Genomic DNA, 19,737 nt, shown 5'->3' on the forward strand with positions numbered 1-19,737 from the left:
TGTAAACGCTTAAACAAATGTGTATACTATATTTAAATTTAATAAAACATTTGCGTGTTACTGGTTAAGCAGGCATGAGCAAACAGGTGATCATTTAATATGGTCTTGTTTGTTCATGCCATTTTTTATGTGCATGCGAGTGATTACAATATGAGAGGAATGTTTTTACATGTTTAAAAAGCTCTTTGGGCAATTGCAACGTATAGGTAAAGCATTAATGCTACCTGTCGCAATTTTACCGGCAGCTGGGATTTTACTTGCATTTGGGAATGCAATGCATAATGAACAGTTAGTCAAAATTGCACCATGGTTAACAAACCATGTATTTGTCATGATTTCTTCTATCATGGAAGCAGCAGGGCAAGTTATCTTTGATAATTTACCATTATTATTTGCAGTCGGAACAGCACTTGGATTAGCTGGAGGAGATGGCGTAGCAGCGTTAGCAGCGCTAGTTGGATATTTAATTATGAACGCGACAATGGGTAAATATTTAAATATTACAATTGATGATATCTTCTCTTATGCAAAAGGCGCTAAAGAATTAAGTCAAGCAGCAAAACAACCTGAATATGCACTTGTGTTAGGTATTCCAACCTTACAAACGGGTGTGTTTGGCGGTATTATCATGGGGGCAGTAGCCGCATGGTGTTATAACAAGTATTATAATATTACATTGCCAGCATTTTTAGGATTCTTTGCAGGTAAACGTTTCGTACCAATCGCAACATCAGTAGCTGCAATTATTGTAGGTATTGTATTAAGTTGGATATGGCCACCTATTCAAACGGGATTAAATGACTTATCTAACTTCTTACTAACGAAGAACTTAGTATTAACAACATTTATTTTTGGAGTTATAGAACGTTCATTAATTCCATTTGGTTTGCATCATATTTTCTATGCACCATTCTGGTTCGAGTTTGGCCATTATACAAACCATGCTGGAGAACTTGTACGTGGTGACCAACGTATTTGGATGGCGCAATTAAAAGATGGCGTACCATTTACTGCAGGAACATTTACAACTGGTAAATATCCATTCATGATGTTTGGTCTACCAGCTGCAGCATTTGCAATTTATAAAAATGCACGTCCAGAACGTAAAAAAATCGTTGGTGGTTTAATGCTATCAGCAGGTTTAACAGCATTCTTAACAGGGATTACAGAACCACTTGAGTTCTCATTCTTATTTGTAGCACCATTATTATATGCGATTCATGTCGTATTAGCAGGATCTTCATTCTTAATCATGCATTTATTAGACGTAAAAATCGGTATGACATTCTCAGGTGGATTTATCGACTATGTATTATTCGGTTTATTAAACTGGGACAGAACGCATGCATTACTTGTGATTCCAGTTGGTATCGTGTACGCGGTCGTGTATTACTTCTTATTCGACTTTGCTATCCGTAAATTTAACTTAAAAACACCGGGTAGAGAAGATAAAGAACAAGAGGTCAGAGATTCAAGTGTCGCTAAATTACCATTTGATGTGTTAGACGCAATGGGTGGTAAAGATAATATCAAACATTTAGACGCATGTATTACACGTTTAAGAGTTGAAGTAAATGATAAAGCTAAAGTAGATGTTCCAGGATTAAAAGCTTTAGGTGCTTCTGGTGTACTTGAAGTTGGTAATAACATGCAAGCGATTTTTGGTCCAAAATCAGACCAAATTAAACATGATATGGCGAAAATTATGAATGGTGAAATCACTAAACCAAGTGAAACGACTGTGACAGAGGAAGACTCTGAAGAGCCAGTTCATGTAGAAGATATTAAAGAAACAGAAATTTACGCACCAGGTGTTGGTCAAATTGTTCCATTATCTGACGTACCTGATAAAGTATTTTCAGAAAAAATGATGGGCGACGGTGTTGGATTTATTCCTGAAAAAGGAGAAATTGTAGCACCATTCGATGGTACTGTTAAAACAATCTTCCCAACAAAACATGCAATTGGTTTAGAATCAGATACAGGTATTGAATTATTGATTCATATCGGTATTGATACAGTTAAACTAGATGGAGAAGGTTTCGAAAGTTTAGTTAAAGCAGATGAGAAAGTAACACAAGGACAACCGTTAATGAAAGTGAACTTAGCATATCTTAAAGAACATGCACCAAGTGTTGTAACACCATTAGTAATTACTAATTTAGGTGATCAAACATTAACAGTTGAAAAGACAAGCAGTGTTGAACCAAGCCAACGCATTATGAAAGTTAAATAAATATAAGTGCACATTTTAAATTTCTAAAATGTGCACTTTTTAATAGGGTTGACATGTGTAATAATGACTAGCAGTATAAAATTGTATATTACATTAATACGTTTAAAACTGTTGGAGGTCTAAAGTATGATAGATTCCAAAATGAAAAAGAAAGATGATGTAAGACATAATGGGAATAAAATTATTAATATTCTTATTATCATTGTTTTGACAATCATGATACAAATTCCTGCAGCTATGTCTATTATTGCACTGCCATTTTCATTGAAAATCAACGATTGGTATACTATCGCATTAAGTATGCTTATTCTTGGTTTAGCATTATTTATTGTTTGGGCTATAAGGTCGTATTACTTATATCGTACATATGAAAACCAATGTCATAAAATGAGTATGAAAGATGTTTTTAAAAATATTGGATTCTTTTTTCTAGCTATTATCTGTAGCATCACTAGTAATGCTTTAATGTTCATTTTTATAGGTGATTCAGACACCAAAAATGAAAAAGTGATTGATGAAAGTCTCGATTCACTTATGGATAAAAGTCATTTACCTCATCTTTCTATTGTACTAGTAACAATAATATGTCTATGTTTCATAGGTCCTTATCTTGAAGAACTCGTTTTTAGAGGGATTTTTAAAGAAACATTATTTATGAAAAGCCGATTTTGGTTACCTTTAATTATCTCGTCTGTAACGTTTAGCTCGCTACATTTATCAACAAATATATTCTCATTTGGTTTATATTTTTTAATGGGATGTGTTCTATATGTTGCTTATGATAGAAGACGAAATATTAAAGATAGTATGATGGTACATATGTTAAACAATTCTATTACGACAATTCCTTTGTTTTTAGCATACTTATATATTTACTTTAAATAATAGCAAATCATCTCTTCTAATAGATTAAAAAGTATTTTACTTTAATTTAAAAGGGTCATATTATCGATTAAATGTGTAATCAATAATATGACCCTTTATTTTTCAATATCTAAGATAAAAAGAATAATTAAGCTTCTGTGATATCATTTTCGATTAATAATTTAATCGCTTTATGATCTGTAGCATTTCTAAATAAATCATATGCATTTTCAATATCGCTTAATTTACTATAATGTGTCACTAATTGTTCTGGTTGGATGATTTTACTTTTAAGTGCTTCTAAAAGTTCTTCTGTAGTATTACCAGAAACTAATCCAGTTGAAACGTTGATGTTTTTAATCCATAATTTGTCGATATCAAATTGAACAGGTAAACCATGAACACCTACATTAGCGATTGTACCGTCAACGCCAATGAGTTTTTGACATAAATCAAATGTTTGTGGAATACCAACAGCTTCGATTGCTACATCAACACCACGATGATTAAGTTTGTATACTTCTTGAATCGCTTGTTCAACGTTACTTGAATTAATCGTATGTGTAGCACCTAATGATTTAGCAGTTTCTAAACGGTTGTCATCTAAATCAATCATAATAATTTTAGAAGGTGAATAGAATTGAGCAGTTAATAATGTCGCTAATCCGACTGGTCCAGCACCCACAATGGCCACTGTACTACCAGGTTTTACTTTTCCTTTTAACACACCAATTTCGTATCCAGTAGGTAAAATATCTGAAAGCATTACAAGTGCTTCATCAGGTAATGATTGAGGCGCGTGATATAAAGAGTTATCAGCAAATGGTACTTTGACATATTCAGCTTGTGTACCATCAATTAAGTGGCCTAAAATCCATCCACCATCGTTCTCACAATGCGCATAAATGCCTTTTTTACAATAGTAGCATTTACCACAAGAAGAAACGGCAGAAACAATAACCTTATCGCCAACTTTAAAATTGTTCACATTAGATCCTACTGATTCTACAATACCAATACCTTCATGACCAAGTGTAGTATTTTCAGGTACTTCAGGTGTATCTCCTTTAATAATGTGTAAGTCAGTACCGCAAATTGTCGTTTTAACCATACGAATAATGGCGTCAGTACTTTCTGTAATAACAGGTTTTTCCTTATCGATTAATTGTGCCACACCAGGCTTTGCATAGTTATAGGCTTTCATATAAATCCCTCCAATGATATTGTGAATTATTTCACAAATATTATACCACAAAATAAAGAATAATAATTTAATATCAAAAAATATAGAAGGAAAATTATAAAACCCTTTACCTATAAATGTACAATTATTTATAAACTTCAAAGTTTTTAAACAATGAAAATATTGATTAAATAGCGTAAAATAGAATTGAACATAGATATAAAGGAGTTATGAGTAATGGATACAAATGAAGGGAAATTAGTGGTAGATACTGAAATAGAAGTCAATGGCTACGATATTGATGCAATGGGGATTGTGAGCAATATCGTTTTTATTAAATGGTTTGAAGACTTACGTACGATTTTTATCAATCAATATATGAATTATTCTGAAATGATGACACAAGGCATCTCGCCTATATTAATGAAAACAGAAGTAGATTATAAAGTACCTGTGACGATACATGATCGTCCAAGAGCGCGTTGTTGGATGATCAAAGCGAGTAAAATGAAATGGATTTTTAAATTTGAAATCGCAACTAACGAAAAAGTTCACTGTATTGGCTATCAAACGGGTGGCTTTTATGATTTAGAAAAACAAAAGATAACAAAATTGCCACAAGTTTTCCAAGATATCTTAAAATAGAGTGGAAGTTGATTGACGAGAGTGAACTGCATACCTTATGATATATACCAATTTTAAGGTAAGAGGGTGTATGGTATAGTTGAATCAATTCGTGATGTAGCCCAATTTAAAACATTAATTAATACAAAACCTTTAGTAGTGATACATGTAATGAGAGAACATTGTAGTGTTTGTCATGCTGTTTTACCACAATTGAAGGATATATTAGACACGTCATATCCAAAAGTGACATTGGCAATTATAAACCAAAGTGAAGTACCCGAGATTGCAGGAGAGCTAACTATTTTTACAGTACCTGTTGATTTAATATTTATGAATGGCAAAGAAATGCATAGACAAGGTAGATTTATTGATATGCAGTCATTCGAAAGACAATTAGCTACAATGTATGAACAAATAGATGATTAAATAAGAAAATGATGAAGGTGCCTCAAATTGATGACTCAATTTGGGGCTCTTTTTTATGGAAAACCAATATGAATTTAGCCCGAGTTGTTGGGGCATAGATATGATAAATGTTATGATAAAAAACGTGTGAAAATTTTAGATAGTATTATGATATGGCGTTATTAATCATTATTTAACATGTTTAAAGCTAACATTTAATAAAAGAAAAACAGTCGTGATTAAACAGTTTATGGCACCTATGTATACTTTTCAGCACCTATTAATATGCTTTTAAATATTTTTTGTGTAATAAGGAGGCTCAAATGGAAAAACATTCTCGTAGTTATCATATTAAAAATACTATTTTTTGTTTATTAGGTACATTGTTAATTGCACTTGGAGTTAACTGTTTTGTTATTCCAGGGAATTTAGGTGAAGGTGGCGCTATCGGTATGTCTTTAGTGCTGAAGTATACACTTGGTTTATCACCGGCACTTACATCTTTCGTCATCAATGCCTTTTTAATAGTTATTGGTTGGAAATATTTAAGTAAAACAACAGCCATATATACAGTCATTACTATTACTGCAAGTTCCATTTTCTTGGATTTAACAAAGTCTTTAAGTTTAGGAATCGATGAAAACTTTATTAATGCGGTATTTGCAGGTGTATTTATTGGCGTAGGTTCAGGACTAGTCATCGCTTCTAGAAGTACGCTAGGTGGTACATCGGTTATTGCACGAATTATTAGTAAATATTCCGAAGTAAAAACATCGCAAGCGTTATTTATTCTAGATGCACTTGTCGTATTATCATTCTTAATCGTATTACCAGTGACTAATGTGCTGTATACGATTGTGATGTTGTTCATTGTCGAGAAAGCAATGGCATTTGTCGTTGAAGGTTTCAATCCTAAAAAAGCGGTGACCGTTATTTCTGATCACAATAAAGAGATTAGTTCTGAAATATACCAAGCGACTGGCAGAGGTTCAACATTATTAGATGGTAAAGGCGCTTATCAACTTGATAATACCGATATATTATACGCGGTAGTATCTCAAACACAAATAGCGACAGTTAAAAAGATTGTCAATCGTTATGATGACCAAGCCTTTTTAGTTATCCATGATGTTAGAGATGTTTTAGGTAATGGCTTTATGAATATCAAATAATAGGACGTGATGAGCGTTATTAAGACTAATCACGAGAAATTGTTATATGATAGTAGTAAAGAATATAGGAGGTGCATGTCATTGTTTAAAAGAGCACTTGCTGTAATTAGCTCAACTGTTTTAGGAAGTATATTATTTGCTAAAGTTAAAGAAAAAAGAAGTTACCGTAGTTTTGTGCAGGAGAAAATGATGCGATTGAATGGTATGAAAAAGTCATTCGATAATGTTGAAGGTGCGAAAAAAGCACTTGAACGAACTAAAGAAGAAACGGCTGGTAAATACGGTGGTACACCGTATGAATTTAAACATCATGTGAAGATAAGAGATTATTTTGGTTCACTTGTTTATATTGTTAATGATCAAAGCGACCGTAAGCAAGAAACGGTATTGTATATACACGGAGGTGCTTGGTTCCAAGATCCATTGCCATATCACTTCGAATTTATCGATTTACTTGCGGAAACGTTAAATGCCAAAGTGGTAATGCCTGTCTATCCGAAAGTGCTACATAGAGACTATGTGACAACAGATGTATTGTTGCATCATTTATACCAAAACTTACTTCAAAAAGTTGAAGATGCTGAACAAATAGTGATAATGGGAGATTCTGCAGGCGGTCAAATTGCTTTATCATTTGCACAGTCTTTAAAAGAAAAACAATTACCTCAACCAGGACACATTGTTCTTTTATCACCAGTACTAGATGCTACATTTAGTAATCCAGAAGCCAAGAAGTATGAACAGGAAGACCCTATGTTAGGTATAGAAGGTAGTAAATATTTAGCTACATTATGGGCAGGCGATACGCCTTTAGAGGATTATAGAATCTCGCCTATTAATGGGGAGATAGAAGGACTCGGTCATATTACGATTGTGATAGGTACAAAAGAAACGTTGTATCCTGATGCACTCAAACTCTCTCATATGCTCAACGACAAAGGCATTGCACATGACTTTATACAAGGTTATAATCTGTTTCATATTTATCCTATATTTCCGCTACCAGAACGCGAGCGTTTCTTAAAGCAACTTCAAGAAATCATAAAAAAATAACCCTATGCCAAATTATTTTTGCTAGGGTTTGTTTGGAATATAACAGCGAATTCATTTATCAGTATGTTTGATAATTTGAATTCGCTGTTTTGTTATCTATATGTTCATTTTGATGCTTACTATTGTCATTTGTATCTACATTTTTATAATTTGTTGCTGTATATGAATGAGATTTTGATGAAGCTTCTTCATTTTTTAGAGAAGTGTTGACGGCTTCATCGCTATTACGAGTTTTATTGTTTATCTTCGTATGATCTGTATCTAATACAGAATTAGTCATGTCTTTCCCTTGTAAACTCCCAATTAGAATGAATGATAAGTATAAAGTTGTCACAATTAAGATAATCGCCAAATAAATACCGATAGCGAATTTAACTGACTTTTGCATTCTTCTCCTCCTAAGGTCTGAGTAACTACACTCTTAATGTAACACTTAATTTTTAAGATAGTGTAAATTCCTAGTAAAAAATATATAACTTAAGCAAATGTTGGCACAAACACGTGCATCTATTGATATTGCTAATAATGTAAGCTTATCTGTTAAATCACGAACTATACCTTTACATTCCTTTACATATTTTTAATCTTTGATTAATAGAATTAAAACTGAGTCAATAACCAAATGATAGGCTACTACTAGTAAGTAGTAGATTAAGCATTTTCGACAAAGAATTTTAAGCTAATATTTAAAATATATTGACTTTTAATTAATAACTTTTATAGACTTTATAGTGATGGAAACGTTTGAATAATTTGTATTTATCTTATTTTATTTAAATGTAAATCTACATGTATTGTTCCATTTATAATTCAATATACATAGAAAAGAGAGGGATTACAGCGTGATTCTCATAATAGTATGTGTCGTGTTGATTCTATGGCTAGGCATTAAGGAGAAAAACCGCCATGCGAATCGACTTAAGAAAATCCCTATACGTATCAACATTAATGGTATTCGAGGTAAATCAACAATAACTCGAATGGCGTATAGTGTGCTTAGAGAAGACCACTATAGAGTCATAGGGAAGACAACAGGAACTGACGCAAGAATGATGTACTGGTTTACCCAAAAAGAGTACCCAGTGATTAGAAAACCTCAAGGCGCCAATATTGGTGAGCAACGTGATATCATTCGTAAAGTTGTTAAACAAAAGGCGAATGCACTTGTTAACGAATGTATGGCTGTTAATCCAGATTATCAAATTACTTTCCAAAAGGATTTAGTAAAAGCGAATATTGGCGTTATTGTCAATGTTATGGAAGACCACATGGATGTGTTAGGTCCAACTTTACAAGATGTTGCTCAATCATTCACGGCAACTATTCCATATAAAGGTAAATTAGTAGTAATGAAAGATGAATTTACAGAATTTTTCGCTAAAGAAGTCAAAAAGCGTAAAACAGAATTAATCGTTGTGGACAAAGAACAAATACCAGAGTCTTACTTAAGAAAGTTTGATTATTTAGTTTTTCCAGATAATGTAGCTATCGTATTAGGTATTGCTCAAGCAGTTGGCATTGACAGTGAGACAGCCTTAGAAGGTATGTTAAATGCGCCAGCAGATCCAGGTGCTGTAAGAATTAAATACTTCCATGCCAATAACACTAAAAATGTATTTGTTAATGCGTTTGCTGCCAACGAACCACAATCCACTAAAGCTATTTTAAATAAGGTGGAATCATACAATTATCCTTATACGAAAAAAGTGGTCATTTTAAATTGTCGATCTGACAGAATCGATAGAACACAACTATTTGTTGATAATTTCTTAGAAGATATTGATTACGATACGTTGATTTGTACCGGAAAAAGTACACAGATGGTATCAGATTTAATGCATCGTTTACCAGACAAAAGATATTTGAACTTTGAAGGACAAGATTTTACAGAAATTGAAAAAGCTATTATGAAAGAATCGGACAATGCACTTGTCTTTTGTGTAGGTAATATCCACGGCCCAGGTGGAAGAATAGCGGAATTCATAGAAGGGATAGAATAAAATGATAGGTTCAGAATTATATTTCTCCTTATTTGTAGGTGTCGTTCTCAGTCTTATTTTTGCTGAGAAATTTGGTATTAACCCTGCAGGACTGGTTGTACCAGGTTATTTAGCTTTAATTTTTGATCAACCCATCATGCTGTTATCAGTACTTATTATTAGTTGTTTAACATTCTTCATTGTAAATAATGGTATTAGTAAATGGGTTATTTTATATGGTAGAAGAAAGTTCGCAGCCATGATTCTAACAGGTATGGTATTGAAGTTTATATTTGATTTGATTTATCCATTGACCCCATTTGAAATGGTCGAAGTGTCCGGTATTGGGGTAGTAATTCCTGGTATCATCGCTAACACAATTCAAAAACAAGGTGTTGTAATAACATTATCATCTACTATGTTATTAACATGTATTACATATGTCATCTTGTTCTTATACAGTTTTATTAATTAATCAAGAACAAGGAGCGCGTAATAACAATGAAAAAGAAAAAACGATTAACGCCAAGCGAATGGTTGCTCAAACAATCTAAACGACATAAGCGTAGAAATACGTTGTATACAGCCATCGTCCTACTTATCGCTTTAGTATTAATAGTCTTCGCTATTCGCGCGGTCAAAGTAGTACCAGTTAAGAGTGATGCGAAAGATCCTAGTAGTATCCGAATGACATATTTAGGTAACATTACATTAAATAAACATATTCGCCAAAATAATCTCAATAGCGTCTTTTCTGGTTTGCAAGATCCGTTGAAAAATAGTGATTTCTCAACAGCATCGCTATTAGTTAATGACTTTTCAAATGATCCTAAGAAAGAAATTGAAAAGAATTTAGAAAATATCATGTTCTTAAAGAAACAAAATATTAAAAGTGTCAATTTAATTAACCAAACAGCCGACAATGTTACAGCTAGAGACTTAATGGAAAAAGTAGAATCGCAAGCAGGATACAACTTCTTAACGGGTAATGGTTCAAACCCAATCAACAGTAAAACAATTCAACAAAATATTAAAGGTAAGAAAATTGCGAATGTATCTTTTACAGATGTTGAATCCAATTATGCAGAGCCGCTAAAAAATACGACGTCTATTAGTTTAGATCCTGATATTTTTTATCCATTAATCAAAAAGTTAAAAGAAAATAATGATTACGTCGTTGTTAATGTCGATTGGGGCATTCCTAATGAAAGAAATGTTACAGATCGTCAAAGAGAATATGCACATGCGTTATCAAAAGCAGGTGCTGATGTCATTATCGGTCATAATTCAGTTATTCAAAAAGTTGAAAAATATAAAAACACACCTATTTTTTATAGCCTAGGAAATACGACTTCAGATGATTTCCTATCTAAAAACCAAAAAGGTATGGTTGTTCAAGATGATTGGAAAGGTAAAAAACATAAGTTCCATCTTACACCAATACAATCTAAAGACGGTAAAATCTCACAAGATGATATGAATAAGATGGATCATAAACGTTTTCATAATAATATTAAAGATCAGTCAATCAATCTTAAAAAAGCTGACGATGGAGGTTATACATTTGAATATTAAAAAACATTGGCTACCCATTACTGTCGTTATTATAGTCGTCATCATTTTCCTACTCGTCATATTTGCAAGAGCGAATGAAGGTTTAGATAGTTATGAACAACAAGAACTGAAAAATGGAGAACAGCAATATCTTTCAAAAGGGGCCAGTTAGGAATGAACATATATAATAAAGCAACCTTGACTGTCATTTTAATTATTACCATTATTATTTCGTTTGTCTTTTATTACTTCACCTCAGATGAAAAGGTAGATAAAGATAAGCTATATGAAAATAAAATAGCTAATCATAAAAAGCCAGGAACTAAAAATTATGGTGTTGCATCCAATAATGCAATTGCTACAAAAATAGGTGAAAAAGTAATAGAAGATGGCGGTAATGCAACAGACGCAGCATTTGCAGTGTCATATGCATTAGCAGTGACTGAGCCACATTCATCTGGATTAGGTGGCGGTGGCGCAACGCTAACGTACGATGGTAAAGATGGCCAAGTACCAAACTTATACGAATATAAAACGTATTCTTCTTATAACTTTAAACAAGGTGATAAAATCGGTACCCCTGGGTTTGTAAGAGGGATGCATGATATGCATGAAAAAGAAGGTAAGATGGATGAGAAGAAACTCTTTGATTACGTTATTCCACTTGCTAAAGATGGATTTGAAGTCGATTCAGAGTTAGAGCGTAGCTTGAAAATATATGGTTCTAAAATTGATCGAAATTCACCATTCTTTAAAGGTAAACAAACAGTGCGTGAAGGCGATGTTGTAAAACAGGAAAAACTAGCAGATACGTTAACTAAAATACGTGACAAAGGTCCCGATTACTTCTACAAAGATGTAGGTAAAAGCGTTTCTAAACAACTAGATAATAAACTAACTGAAAAAGACTTTACGACATTTAAGACTGAAAAGAAAGAACCAGTAAGTACAGATTATTTAGGTAACAAAGTTTATTCAGCATCTAATCCACTAGGTGGGACATTAACACTACAAGGTCTGAAAATTGATGAAAAGGAAAATCAAGATACCGCTGATCGAAATAGCTATATTAAAGGTATCTTGGAATCCCGAGATATCATGTATAGTAACCGTGATGTTGTTAATGGCGCAGAGCCAAGTAGTGAAGAACATTTATCTGATGACTACTTATTAGGTGAACTTAATAAAGTCAATGTTGGTACAGCAGGCGAAGGTGGTAGTGATTTCAATCCTATCCAAACAGATAACACCAGTACAACACACTTTGTTGTGATTGATAAACAAGGTAAAGTTGCAAGTACAACAAACACGTTATCAAGTTACTTTGGTTCTGGTGACTTTATGAAAGAAGGCTTCTATATGAATAACTCATTAGGCGACTTCTCTAAATCACCATCAAGTCCAAACTATGGTGAAAAGCATAAAGCACCACGTTCATTTATTTCACCATCTATCATCGTTGGTACAGATTTCTATATGGGTATCGGTACACCAGGTGGTAACAAGATTCCAACGATGTTAAATGAAGTCATAGTCGATTATTTAAGAGGTGACGGTACGTTACAAGAAGCAGTAGATAAACCACGTTTCTATAATGATGGTGGCACGATTTACTATGAAAATTCGATTGATGATAAAGATTTAGACATCTTCAAGAGTATGGGATATGCTGTGAAAGAAAAGCGTAACGATCCAAACTTTGGTAGTGTTCAAGGCGCTGTGTATGATAAGAAAAACAAAAAGGTAGATGTCGGATCTGACGTTGGTAACAGATAAGGCAATACTATTAAAAAAGACGTGAGGCAAAGGCCCACGTCTTTTTTCAATATTAACTATTTTCTCCATTACGGACACGGTCAATAATATTTTGAATTTGTTGTTGCTTTTCCTCTTCATTTTCAACAAAATAAGCAAATGGACCTTCTTTAATAGAAACCCAAGGTACGAGCACATCAAAGTCTAACGTTTTAATCAATTCAAGGCTTTGAATCGAGCGTTCTCTATCACTAGAGCCTAATATAACAGTACGCCATGAGTCACCTTCGAAACATAAGAAGTCGCCAGTAAATAAGTAACGATGCTCACCGTTATCCCATAGAAACATCGTCGTACCAGGTGTATGTCCTGGTGTAGGAATCACTTCTAAATCATCATATAACATTTGGCGTTCATTGAAATAATCTTGAATTGCTATTGAGCGCGTGAGTGCCTTGGCATCATCTTGGTGTATGATATACGGTATATCAAGTTGATTAGGGCCGCCTAAAGATTCATGATCATGATTCATTAAAACTTTAGCAGCGCCTCCCAATTGTTGAATGTCTGGTTGAACGTCTTTTAAATGACCAGAGTGATAAATGACTATATTGTCACCTTCACGTTCTAAAATAAATGATTTAAATTCAAAACGAGGATCAAAAGGTAATTGAGTTGTTGGCGTTGCATAAAGTCCTTGAGCAATTTGGTGTAATTGATTATATGGTTGTGATTGATTATCTTTATATTGATTGGTCATTATAATTCATCCCTTTAATTATTTAATAATTACAAAATTACCCCTTTATATAAAGAATTAATCATAAAAAAGCTAAAATAGACAGTATGAAAGGTGTATATTAAGATAGTGATGAGTACTGGAATAAGGTAGTTATAAGACTGACATATGTTGATGAATATCATAATGGACAAATGATTATAGATAAAGGAAGTGTGCCATTTGAAAGAAGTTGTATTAGGTATCGATTTAGGAACAAGTTCAATCAAAGTAATAGCTGTTAATCAACAAGGGGACGTCATTGAGTCTGAGAATGCGCCATTATCATTAATCCAAGAGCAAAGTGGATATAGTGAGCAAGATCCTGAAGCTTGGTTCCAAGCAACTAAAAAAGCGATTTTAGCATTAATGTCATCATCTAAAATGGAAGGTTATGTTGTCAAAGGAATGTCATTTTCAGGTCAAATGCATGGTTTAGTCATTGTTGATAAAGAGGGACACGTCTTGCGTAATGCAATTCTGTGGAATGACACTAGAAACTCTGAACAATGTCGACAAATCATCGATAAATTCGGTCATAGAGTTAATGAAAATCCAGTTTTAGAAGGATTTACTTTACCTAAAATGCTTTGGGTACAACAACAAGAGCCTGAAATTTGGAAAAATGTAGATTACTTTATGTTACCGAAAGATTATTTACGTTTTCGTCTCACAGGTAACATACACATGGAATATAGTGATGCTGCAAGTACATTATTATTGAGTCCAAAGACGAATCAATGGACTAAAGATTTAGGAGATACTTTTGAAATTGGTGATATATATCCTCCACTTGTTGATTCACATGCATTTACAGGTAACGTTTTACCTACAATTGCTGAGGAGCTTGGTTTAAATGAAGATGTAGCTACATTTGCAGGTGGTGGTGATAATGCATGTGGAGCCATAGGTGCTGGTGTGATACATGATAAAGAGACCTTATGTAGTATTGGGACATCCGGTGTGATTTTAAATGTCGAACATCAAAGCGTAACAGAATATGATAATAATCTACATTTCTTTAATCATGCGATACCGCAAACTTACTATGCAATGGGTGTAACTTTAGCTGCTGGATATAGCTTTAATTGGTTAAAACATACCTTTTTTGAAGAAGAAAGTTTTGATCAACTAATACAGTTGGCAAGTCAATCTACGATAGGCGCGAACGGCTTACTATTTGCACCATACTTAGCAGGTGAACGTACACCTCATGGTGATGCAACGATTCGCGGTAGTTTCATAGGCATAAGTGGTCAACATACTAAGGCAGATTTCGTTAGAGCAGTGATTGAAGGTATCACGTATTCATTATATGACTCTATACAACTTATTCGACAAGCAGGCAATGAAATTAATACCGTCATCTCTATTGGAGGCGGCGCGAAAAGTGATTTTTGGTTACAATTACAAGCAGATGTGTTTAATACATCAGTTAAGAAGCTAAAACATGAAGAAGGGCCTAGCATGGGGGCAGCCATCATAGCGGCATATGGTCTAGGTTGGTATCAAACATTTGAAGAGTGCGTTAATGATTTCATTCAGGTAGAGAATGTATTTAAACCTAATACGGATAAGCATCAACAATACGAGTATTACCATAATATTTATAAAGATATGTACAAGCATACTAAAGATATGACGGCTAAACTTATCAAATAATACGAGGTAGATTGGAACAAATAGACGGCTTCCAATCTACTATTTTTTTATACTAAAGAAGCGTGTTGTGTAATTATTAGAAAAATCTGAAATTTTATATTGACAAAATTAATTTAAAATCGTTTAATATACATATAAAAATACTTCGTTTTATTTTAAAACTACATTATTCCTCGAAAATCGTATCAATCAACTTAAATAGACTCCTTTTTATCACTTACAACTTCAGTATTAGAATTGCTTTACACCACTCATTTTTAATACAGTAACAATTTTCTATCCACATTTAAAAACTTATCCTTTCTACTCAAGCTATCTAATAGACATTCACATCTTTAAATTTAAATTTGAAATTTTTAAATACTATTCCAACAACCACTATCCTTAATCTTCTACAAAAGGATCCTTAATTTGCCAGAGAGGAGCATCCGAATATGACGTATGATATAAAAAGGGGAAGAGGGCCACCAGTTAATGACAATCTTGACATAGTTAAGGGATTACAGTAATTGAATAAACTCAAAAACATCAAGTGTAATTGATGTAAAACCTCACTCAAATTTATAACATTCATATTTATGGGTTTCTTACACAAATTTATGGTAAGAAACCCTAAAAAATTGTGAGCGATTTGTTACAAAATAAGTGTATAAGCGTTAGAATAGAAAGGTCGTCGAAATAATTGAGAGAATATAGTTGAAAAGAGTAAGTTTACATCGCCGGGATTTTTCATGTAGAATGCAACATACAAGGGAAATTACTGATAAAGTGTATATTTGCATTTTAAATATGAATTATACAATTAATTCGTGAAACATTTCACAATTTAGTCTTATTTAAATCTTTTTAATTATTGAAATCGCTTTCTTAAGGGTGTACGATAACTATGGCCTAAAAATAAAAAAGTGAGGTTTTGGGGAAATGAATATTATCTTAGGAGTGGGTACACTTGTACTAGTACTTATCATCATGACGCTATTCTTAAAATTTGCACCTTACGGTAAACAAGGATTGCAAGCTTTATCGGGGGCTGCATGTGCAACGTTTTTACCTCAAGCGTTTTTAAGTTATGCAATTGGTGGCGTATTCCACATCAAATTTTTACAAGAAATCGGTGATTTAGCAGGAAGTTTAAGTGGTATAGCAGTAGGGATACTTACTTGTTTAAACTTAGGCGTATCTCCAGTGTTCGCAGTTATCGTTGGTTTAGTGTTACATGATTTTAAACTATTACCAGCATTTATTGCAGCGTATATTGTAGCTTTTGGAATTAAATTAATAGAGAAAAAAGTTCCAGAAGGACTAGATTTAATTGTTGTTATTTTATTGGCTCCAGCAATTACATTTGGTTTAGCAAGCGTGATCACACCAGGAGTTATGGCAACACTTAAACAAATTGGTAGTGCGGTTACTTCAGTTGGCGACAATAACCCTTATGCACTAGCAATCATTTTAGGACTAGTTATACCGGTTACAGGTATGACACCATTAAGTTCAATGGTATTAACAAGCTTATTAGGTTTAACAGGAGTACCAATGGCAATCGGTGCAATGACATGTATGGGAAGTTCATTCGTCAATTATGTCTTATTTAGTCGATTACACATTGGTGGTAAATCTAAAGCATTTGCAGTAGGTATCGAACCATTAACACAAATTGATTTAATTGCTCAATATCCAGTACAACTATATGGAACGAATGCATTAATTGGAATGGTAAATGCTTGTATCGTAACATTTATGGGCGTAGTGATCGGCGTAAAAGGTATGGCCACACCAATTGCCGGCGCGATTGTCTTATTTGGATTTAATGAACCAATGAAAGCAATTATTACAATTGTCATTGTTGCAATCGTAAGTATCATATTGGCATTAATCATGAGTACAATTATCAAGAAATTTAACTTAATGAATTTAAGTTTAAATGTACCGAGCAGAAAGAACCAAGTTAAGGAGAGTGTTTAATGATGGCTAAAAGCTATGATTATCAAAGTGCATTCGATATTATTGGTCCAGTTATGATGGGACCGTCAAGTTCTCATACAGCCGGAGCAGTAAAAATCGGTAACTCAGCAAGAGCTGTTTTAGGTGATGTGCCTAAAAGCTTAGAAATTCGTTATTATGAATCTTTTGCTAAAACACATCAAGGACACGGAACAGACGTAGCTGTAGTTGGCGGTGCAATGGGCTACAGTACATTTGATAACAGAATTAAATCAGCATTAGACATCGCTAAAGACGAAGGCATCGCTGTTGAAATTATTGAAGATGAAGGTGAAAGTATTGGACAACATCCAAACTGTGCCTACATTAAAGCTGATGATGCAAATGGACGTCATATCGAAGTCATTGGTATTTCAATTGGTGGCGGAACAATCAAGCTTAAAGGTATCCATGTGAATGGACTAGAAGTAGAAATGAACCACGGGTTACCTATTTTAGAAGTTGATGGTCCTGCTGATAAAGCACAAATTAATCATTTGATTAATGACTTAAACGATATGGAAATTGAATACAAAGATGAATTAACACAAGTTAATGATGATAAAAGTTTAGTGGTTCTGCCATTGAATAAATCAATCAAAGAATCAACATTAGACACAATTAGAGAAAAATACAGTGATTTTAACGTTTCCTATATTAATTAAGGGGGATTCAAGATGTTTGATTCAATTAGAGAAACAATAGATTATGCAGTAGAAAAAGATATGGCATTTGCAGATATCATGATCCAAGAAGAAATGGAACTTAAAGGTCTTACTCGTGATGAAGTGCGTGCCAACATGAAACAAAACTTAGATGTTATGAGAGATGCTGTTGTTAAAGGTACTACGGGCGAAGGTGTAGAAAGTGTAACTGGCTACACAGGACATGACGCAGCAAAACTTCGTGACTATAATGAAAATAATCATGCACTATCGGGACATGAAATGATTGAAGCGGTTAAAGGTGCAGTTGCTACAAATGAAGTTAACGCAGCAATGGGTATTATTTGTGCGACACCTACAGCTGGTTCCTCGGGTACTATCCCAGGTGTATTATTTAAATTAGAAAAAACACATGATATTACAGAAGATCAAATGATTGATTTCTTATTCACAGCTGCATTATTCGGAAGAGTCGTAGCTAATAATGCAAGTGTGGCAGGAGCAACAGGTGGTTGCCAAGCAGAAGTTGGTTCAGCATCTGCAATGGCCGCAGCTGCAGCAGTATCAATTTTCGGTGGTTCACCGGAAGCTTCAGGCCATGCTATGGCTTTAGCAATTAGTAATTTACTTGGTCTAGTATGTGACCCAGTTGCAGGTTTAGTTGAAATCCCATGTGTGATGCGTAATGCCATTGGTTCAGGCAATGCATTGATTTCAGCAGACCTTGCATTAGCAGGAGTAGAAAGTAGAATTCCAGTTGATGAAGTTATCAGTGCTATGGATAAAATTGGTAGAAACTTACCAGCATCATTACGTGAAACTGGTTTAGGTGGTCTAGCAGGTACGCCAACTGGTGAAGAAATTAAACGTAAAATCTTTGGCGAAGCTGAAGATATGGTGAAAAACAAATAATATTTTGTATCATTAAGCACTTAAGAGTACATAAGCTCTTGAGTGCTTTTTTCATATAATAGAGTTAATGAGCAGGAAAGTAATAAATTTATTTTTCTAAAAATTAAAAAAATTCATTGCAAAAGTTCAGCCCTATCACTAAAATAATTTAAAAGGGGCTGATGCAATGCTACGATTAACATTAATTTTTATAGCATTCATCATTAACACAACGATAACGTATTTGTGGACGACAGAGGGAACTTGGGTGAATTTATTATTCAAATCATTATCGCTAAGTATGATCATTGTGTTCATGTTTTACTATATTCGTTTTGTTATTGAAAACAGAGGTAATCAATGAGATTAAGTCATGGAAGTCAATTCCTACTTAATCTCTTTTTACGTTGTACAAATCAAGTTGGTAAAATGCAAGGTCGAGCCATTGGTCAAATTTATACCCAGCATGTTTAATTGTGCCAGAGTGAATGAAGCCAAATTTATCATGCAATTTAATACTACCTTTATTAGAGGAATCAATACCTGCTACTAGTATGCGGTAATGATTGTCTTTAGCTTCATCAATCAGTTTTGATAACAATTGTGATGCAATACCATGATGTCTATATTCTGGATGAATGTAAATAGAATGTTCGATGGTATATAAATAAGCAGGCCAATTTCTAAAAGGGCCATAAGTTGCAAAACCTTGTACGATACCCTCTTTTTCAAATACAAAAATAGGATCACCGTTTTGTTGTTTATGTTTAAACCATGCCTGTCTTTCCTCTATAGTAGTTGGATGATACGTGTATACTGCAGTCGTATTGATAATAGCGTCATTATAAATATCTAGTATTGAAGTTAAATCCGATTGTTGTGCTTGTCTTATCATGTTCGTCACCTCAATAACTATTAGATACTAATTTA

20 protein-coding genes are annotated in these 19,737 nt (G+C 33.6%); 16 read left to right on the forward strand and 4 right to left on the reverse strand.

What is annotated here, in order from left to right:
• The first annotated feature begins 169 nt into the window (after positions 1-169).
• Together ptsG and EL082_RS01590 are read left to right on the forward strand one after the other, a co-directional pair.
• Positions 170-2,236 carry a glucose-specific PTS transporter subunit IIBC gene (gene ptsG / locus EL082_RS01585; RefSeq protein WP_002466947.1) on the forward strand — a complete coding sequence of 689 codons (2,067 nt, stop codon included), beginning with the start codon at positions 170-172 and terminating at the stop codon, positions 2,234-2,236.
• 126 nt (positions 2,237-2,362) lie between these two features.
• Positions 2,363-3,121, forward strand: coding sequence for a CPBP family intramembrane glutamic endopeptidase (locus EL082_RS01590; RefSeq protein WP_002466941.1), 759 nt, complete (start codon positions 2,363-2,365; stop codon positions 3,119-3,121).
• Between the two features lie 127 nt (positions 3,122-3,248).
• Here the strand turns inward: EL082_RS01590 and EL082_RS01595 are convergent, their stop codons facing one another.
• A complete protein-coding gene (locus EL082_RS01595; protein ID WP_002466924.1) occupies positions 3,249-4,304 on the reverse strand; it encodes a zinc-dependent alcohol dehydrogenase family protein in 1,056 nt (351 codons plus the stop codon).
• 216 nt (positions 4,305-4,520) lie between these two features.
• Between EL082_RS01595 and EL082_RS01600 the strand changes: the two genes are divergently transcribed.
• From EL082_RS01600 to EL082_RS01615, 4 genes are all read left to right on the forward strand, one after another.
• Positions 4,521-4,928, forward strand: coding sequence for an acyl-CoA thioesterase (locus EL082_RS01600; RefSeq protein ID WP_002466974.1), 408 nt, complete (start codon positions 4,521-4,523; stop codon positions 4,926-4,928).
• 75 nt (positions 4,929-5,003) lie between these two features.
• Positions 5,004-5,336, forward strand: a complete 333-nt coding sequence (locus EL082_RS01605; protein WP_015364684.1) for a thioredoxin family protein — start codon at positions 5,004-5,006, stop codon at positions 5,334-5,336.
• Positions 5,337-5,638: 302 nt separating this feature from the next.
• Positions 5,639-6,487 carry a YitT family protein gene (locus EL082_RS01610; RefSeq protein WP_002466962.1) on the forward strand — a complete coding sequence of 283 codons (849 nt, stop codon included), beginning with the start codon at positions 5,639-5,641 and terminating at the stop codon, positions 6,485-6,487.
• 81 nt (positions 6,488-6,568) lie between these two features.
• Positions 6,569-7,540 (forward strand): alpha/beta hydrolase fold domain-containing protein, encoded by a 972-nt coding sequence (locus EL082_RS01615; protein ID WP_103286197.1) that lies wholly within the window; start codon positions 6,569-6,571, stop codon positions 7,538-7,540.
• A gap of 58 nt (positions 7,541-7,598) precedes the next feature.
• Here EL082_RS01615 and EL082_RS01620 read toward each other — a convergent pair whose 3' ends face one another.
• A complete protein-coding gene (locus tag EL082_RS01620) occupies positions 7,599-7,928 on the reverse strand; it encodes a hypothetical protein (RefSeq protein ID WP_002466964.1) in 330 nt (109 codons plus the stop codon).
• Positions 7,929-8,382: 454 nt separating this feature from the next.
• Between EL082_RS01620 and pgsB the strand changes: the two genes are divergently transcribed.
• The 5 genes from pgsB to EL082_RS01645 are packed head-to-tail and all read left to right on the forward strand — an operon-like array spanning position 8,383 to position 12,849.
• Positions 8,383-9,540, forward strand: coding sequence for a poly-gamma-glutamate synthase PgsB (gene pgsB / locus EL082_RS01625; RefSeq protein WP_103286196.1), 1,158 nt, complete (start codon positions 8,383-8,385; stop codon positions 9,538-9,540).
• A 1-nt stretch (position 9,541) separates the two neighbouring features.
• Positions 9,542-9,994, forward strand: coding sequence for a poly-gamma-glutamate biosynthesis protein PgsC (pgsC, locus tag EL082_RS01630; protein WP_002450119.1), 453 nt, complete (start codon positions 9,542-9,544; stop codon positions 9,992-9,994).
• Positions 9,995-10,020: 26 nt separating this feature from the next.
• Positions 10,021-11,094 carry a CapA family protein gene (locus EL082_RS01635; protein ID WP_015364687.1) on the forward strand — a complete coding sequence of 358 codons (1,074 nt, stop codon included), beginning with the start codon at positions 10,021-10,023 and terminating at the stop codon, positions 11,092-11,094.
• Complete coding sequence (locus EL082_RS01640; protein ID WP_002466942.1) at positions 11,084-11,245, forward strand: hypothetical protein; 162 nt, start codon at positions 11,084-11,086, stop codon at positions 11,243-11,245. The genes EL082_RS01635 and EL082_RS01640 overlap by 11 nt, the downstream gene beginning before the upstream one ends.
• A 2-nt stretch (positions 11,246-11,247) precedes the next feature.
• A complete protein-coding gene (locus tag EL082_RS01645; protein ID WP_103286195.1) occupies positions 11,248-12,849 on the forward strand; it encodes a gamma-glutamyltransferase in 1,602 nt (533 codons plus the stop codon).
• A gap of 52 nt (positions 12,850-12,901) precedes the next feature.
• On the opposite strand, the gene EL082_RS01650 is transcribed toward EL082_RS01645, so the two are convergent.
• The gene (locus EL082_RS01650; RefSeq protein ID WP_002466948.1) at positions 12,902-13,588 is read right to left on the reverse strand and encodes an MBL fold metallo-hydrolase; all 687 of its coding nucleotides are present in this window, start codon (positions 13,586-13,588) and stop codon (positions 12,902-12,904) included.
• Positions 13,589-13,789: 201 nt separating this feature from the next.
• On the opposite strand from EL082_RS01650, the gene xylB reads away from it, so the two are divergent.
• The 5 genes from xylB to EL082_RS01675 all read left to right on the forward strand — a co-directional run bounded on the left by xylB (position 13,790) and on the right by EL082_RS01675 (position 19,171).
• The gene (gene xylB, locus EL082_RS01655; RefSeq protein WP_002466925.1) at positions 13,790-15,268 is read left to right on the forward strand and encodes a xylulokinase; all 1,479 of its coding nucleotides are present in this window, start codon (positions 13,790-13,792) and stop codon (positions 15,266-15,268) included.
• A 921-nt stretch (positions 15,269-16,189) separates the two neighbouring features.
• Positions 16,190-17,233 carry a PTS sugar transporter subunit IIC gene (locus EL082_RS01660; RefSeq protein WP_002466981.1) on the forward strand — a complete coding sequence of 348 codons (1,044 nt, stop codon included), beginning with the start codon at positions 16,190-16,192 and terminating at the stop codon, positions 17,231-17,233.
• A gap of 2 nt (positions 17,234-17,235) precedes the next feature.
• Complete coding sequence (gene sdaAB, locus EL082_RS01665; protein WP_015364688.1) at positions 17,236-17,916, forward strand: L-serine ammonia-lyase, iron-sulfur-dependent subunit beta; 681 nt, start codon at positions 17,236-17,238, stop codon at positions 17,914-17,916.
• Positions 17,917-17,928: 12 nt separating this feature from the next.
• Entirely contained in the window at positions 17,929-18,828 is a 900-nt protein-coding gene (gene sdaAA, locus EL082_RS01670) for an L-serine ammonia-lyase, iron-sulfur-dependent, subunit alpha (RefSeq protein ID WP_002450110.1), read from the forward strand.
• A gap of 166 nt (positions 18,829-18,994) precedes the next feature.
• A complete protein-coding gene (locus EL082_RS01675) occupies positions 18,995-19,171 on the forward strand; it encodes a hypothetical protein (RefSeq protein ID WP_002466971.1) in 177 nt (58 codons plus the stop codon).
• A 27-nt stretch (positions 19,172-19,198) separates the two neighbouring features.
• Here the strand turns inward: EL082_RS01675 and EL082_RS01680 are convergent, their stop codons facing one another.
• Positions 19,199-19,702, reverse strand: coding sequence for a GNAT family N-acetyltransferase (locus EL082_RS01680; RefSeq protein ID WP_103286194.1), 504 nt, complete (start codon positions 19,700-19,702; stop codon positions 19,199-19,201).
• Positions 19,703-19,737: the final 35 nt, after the last annotated feature.

It is taken from the genome of Staphylococcus warneri (assembly GCF_900636385.1).
Taxonomy (GTDB): domain Bacteria; phylum Bacillota; class Bacilli; order Staphylococcales; family Staphylococcaceae; genus Staphylococcus; species Staphylococcus warneri.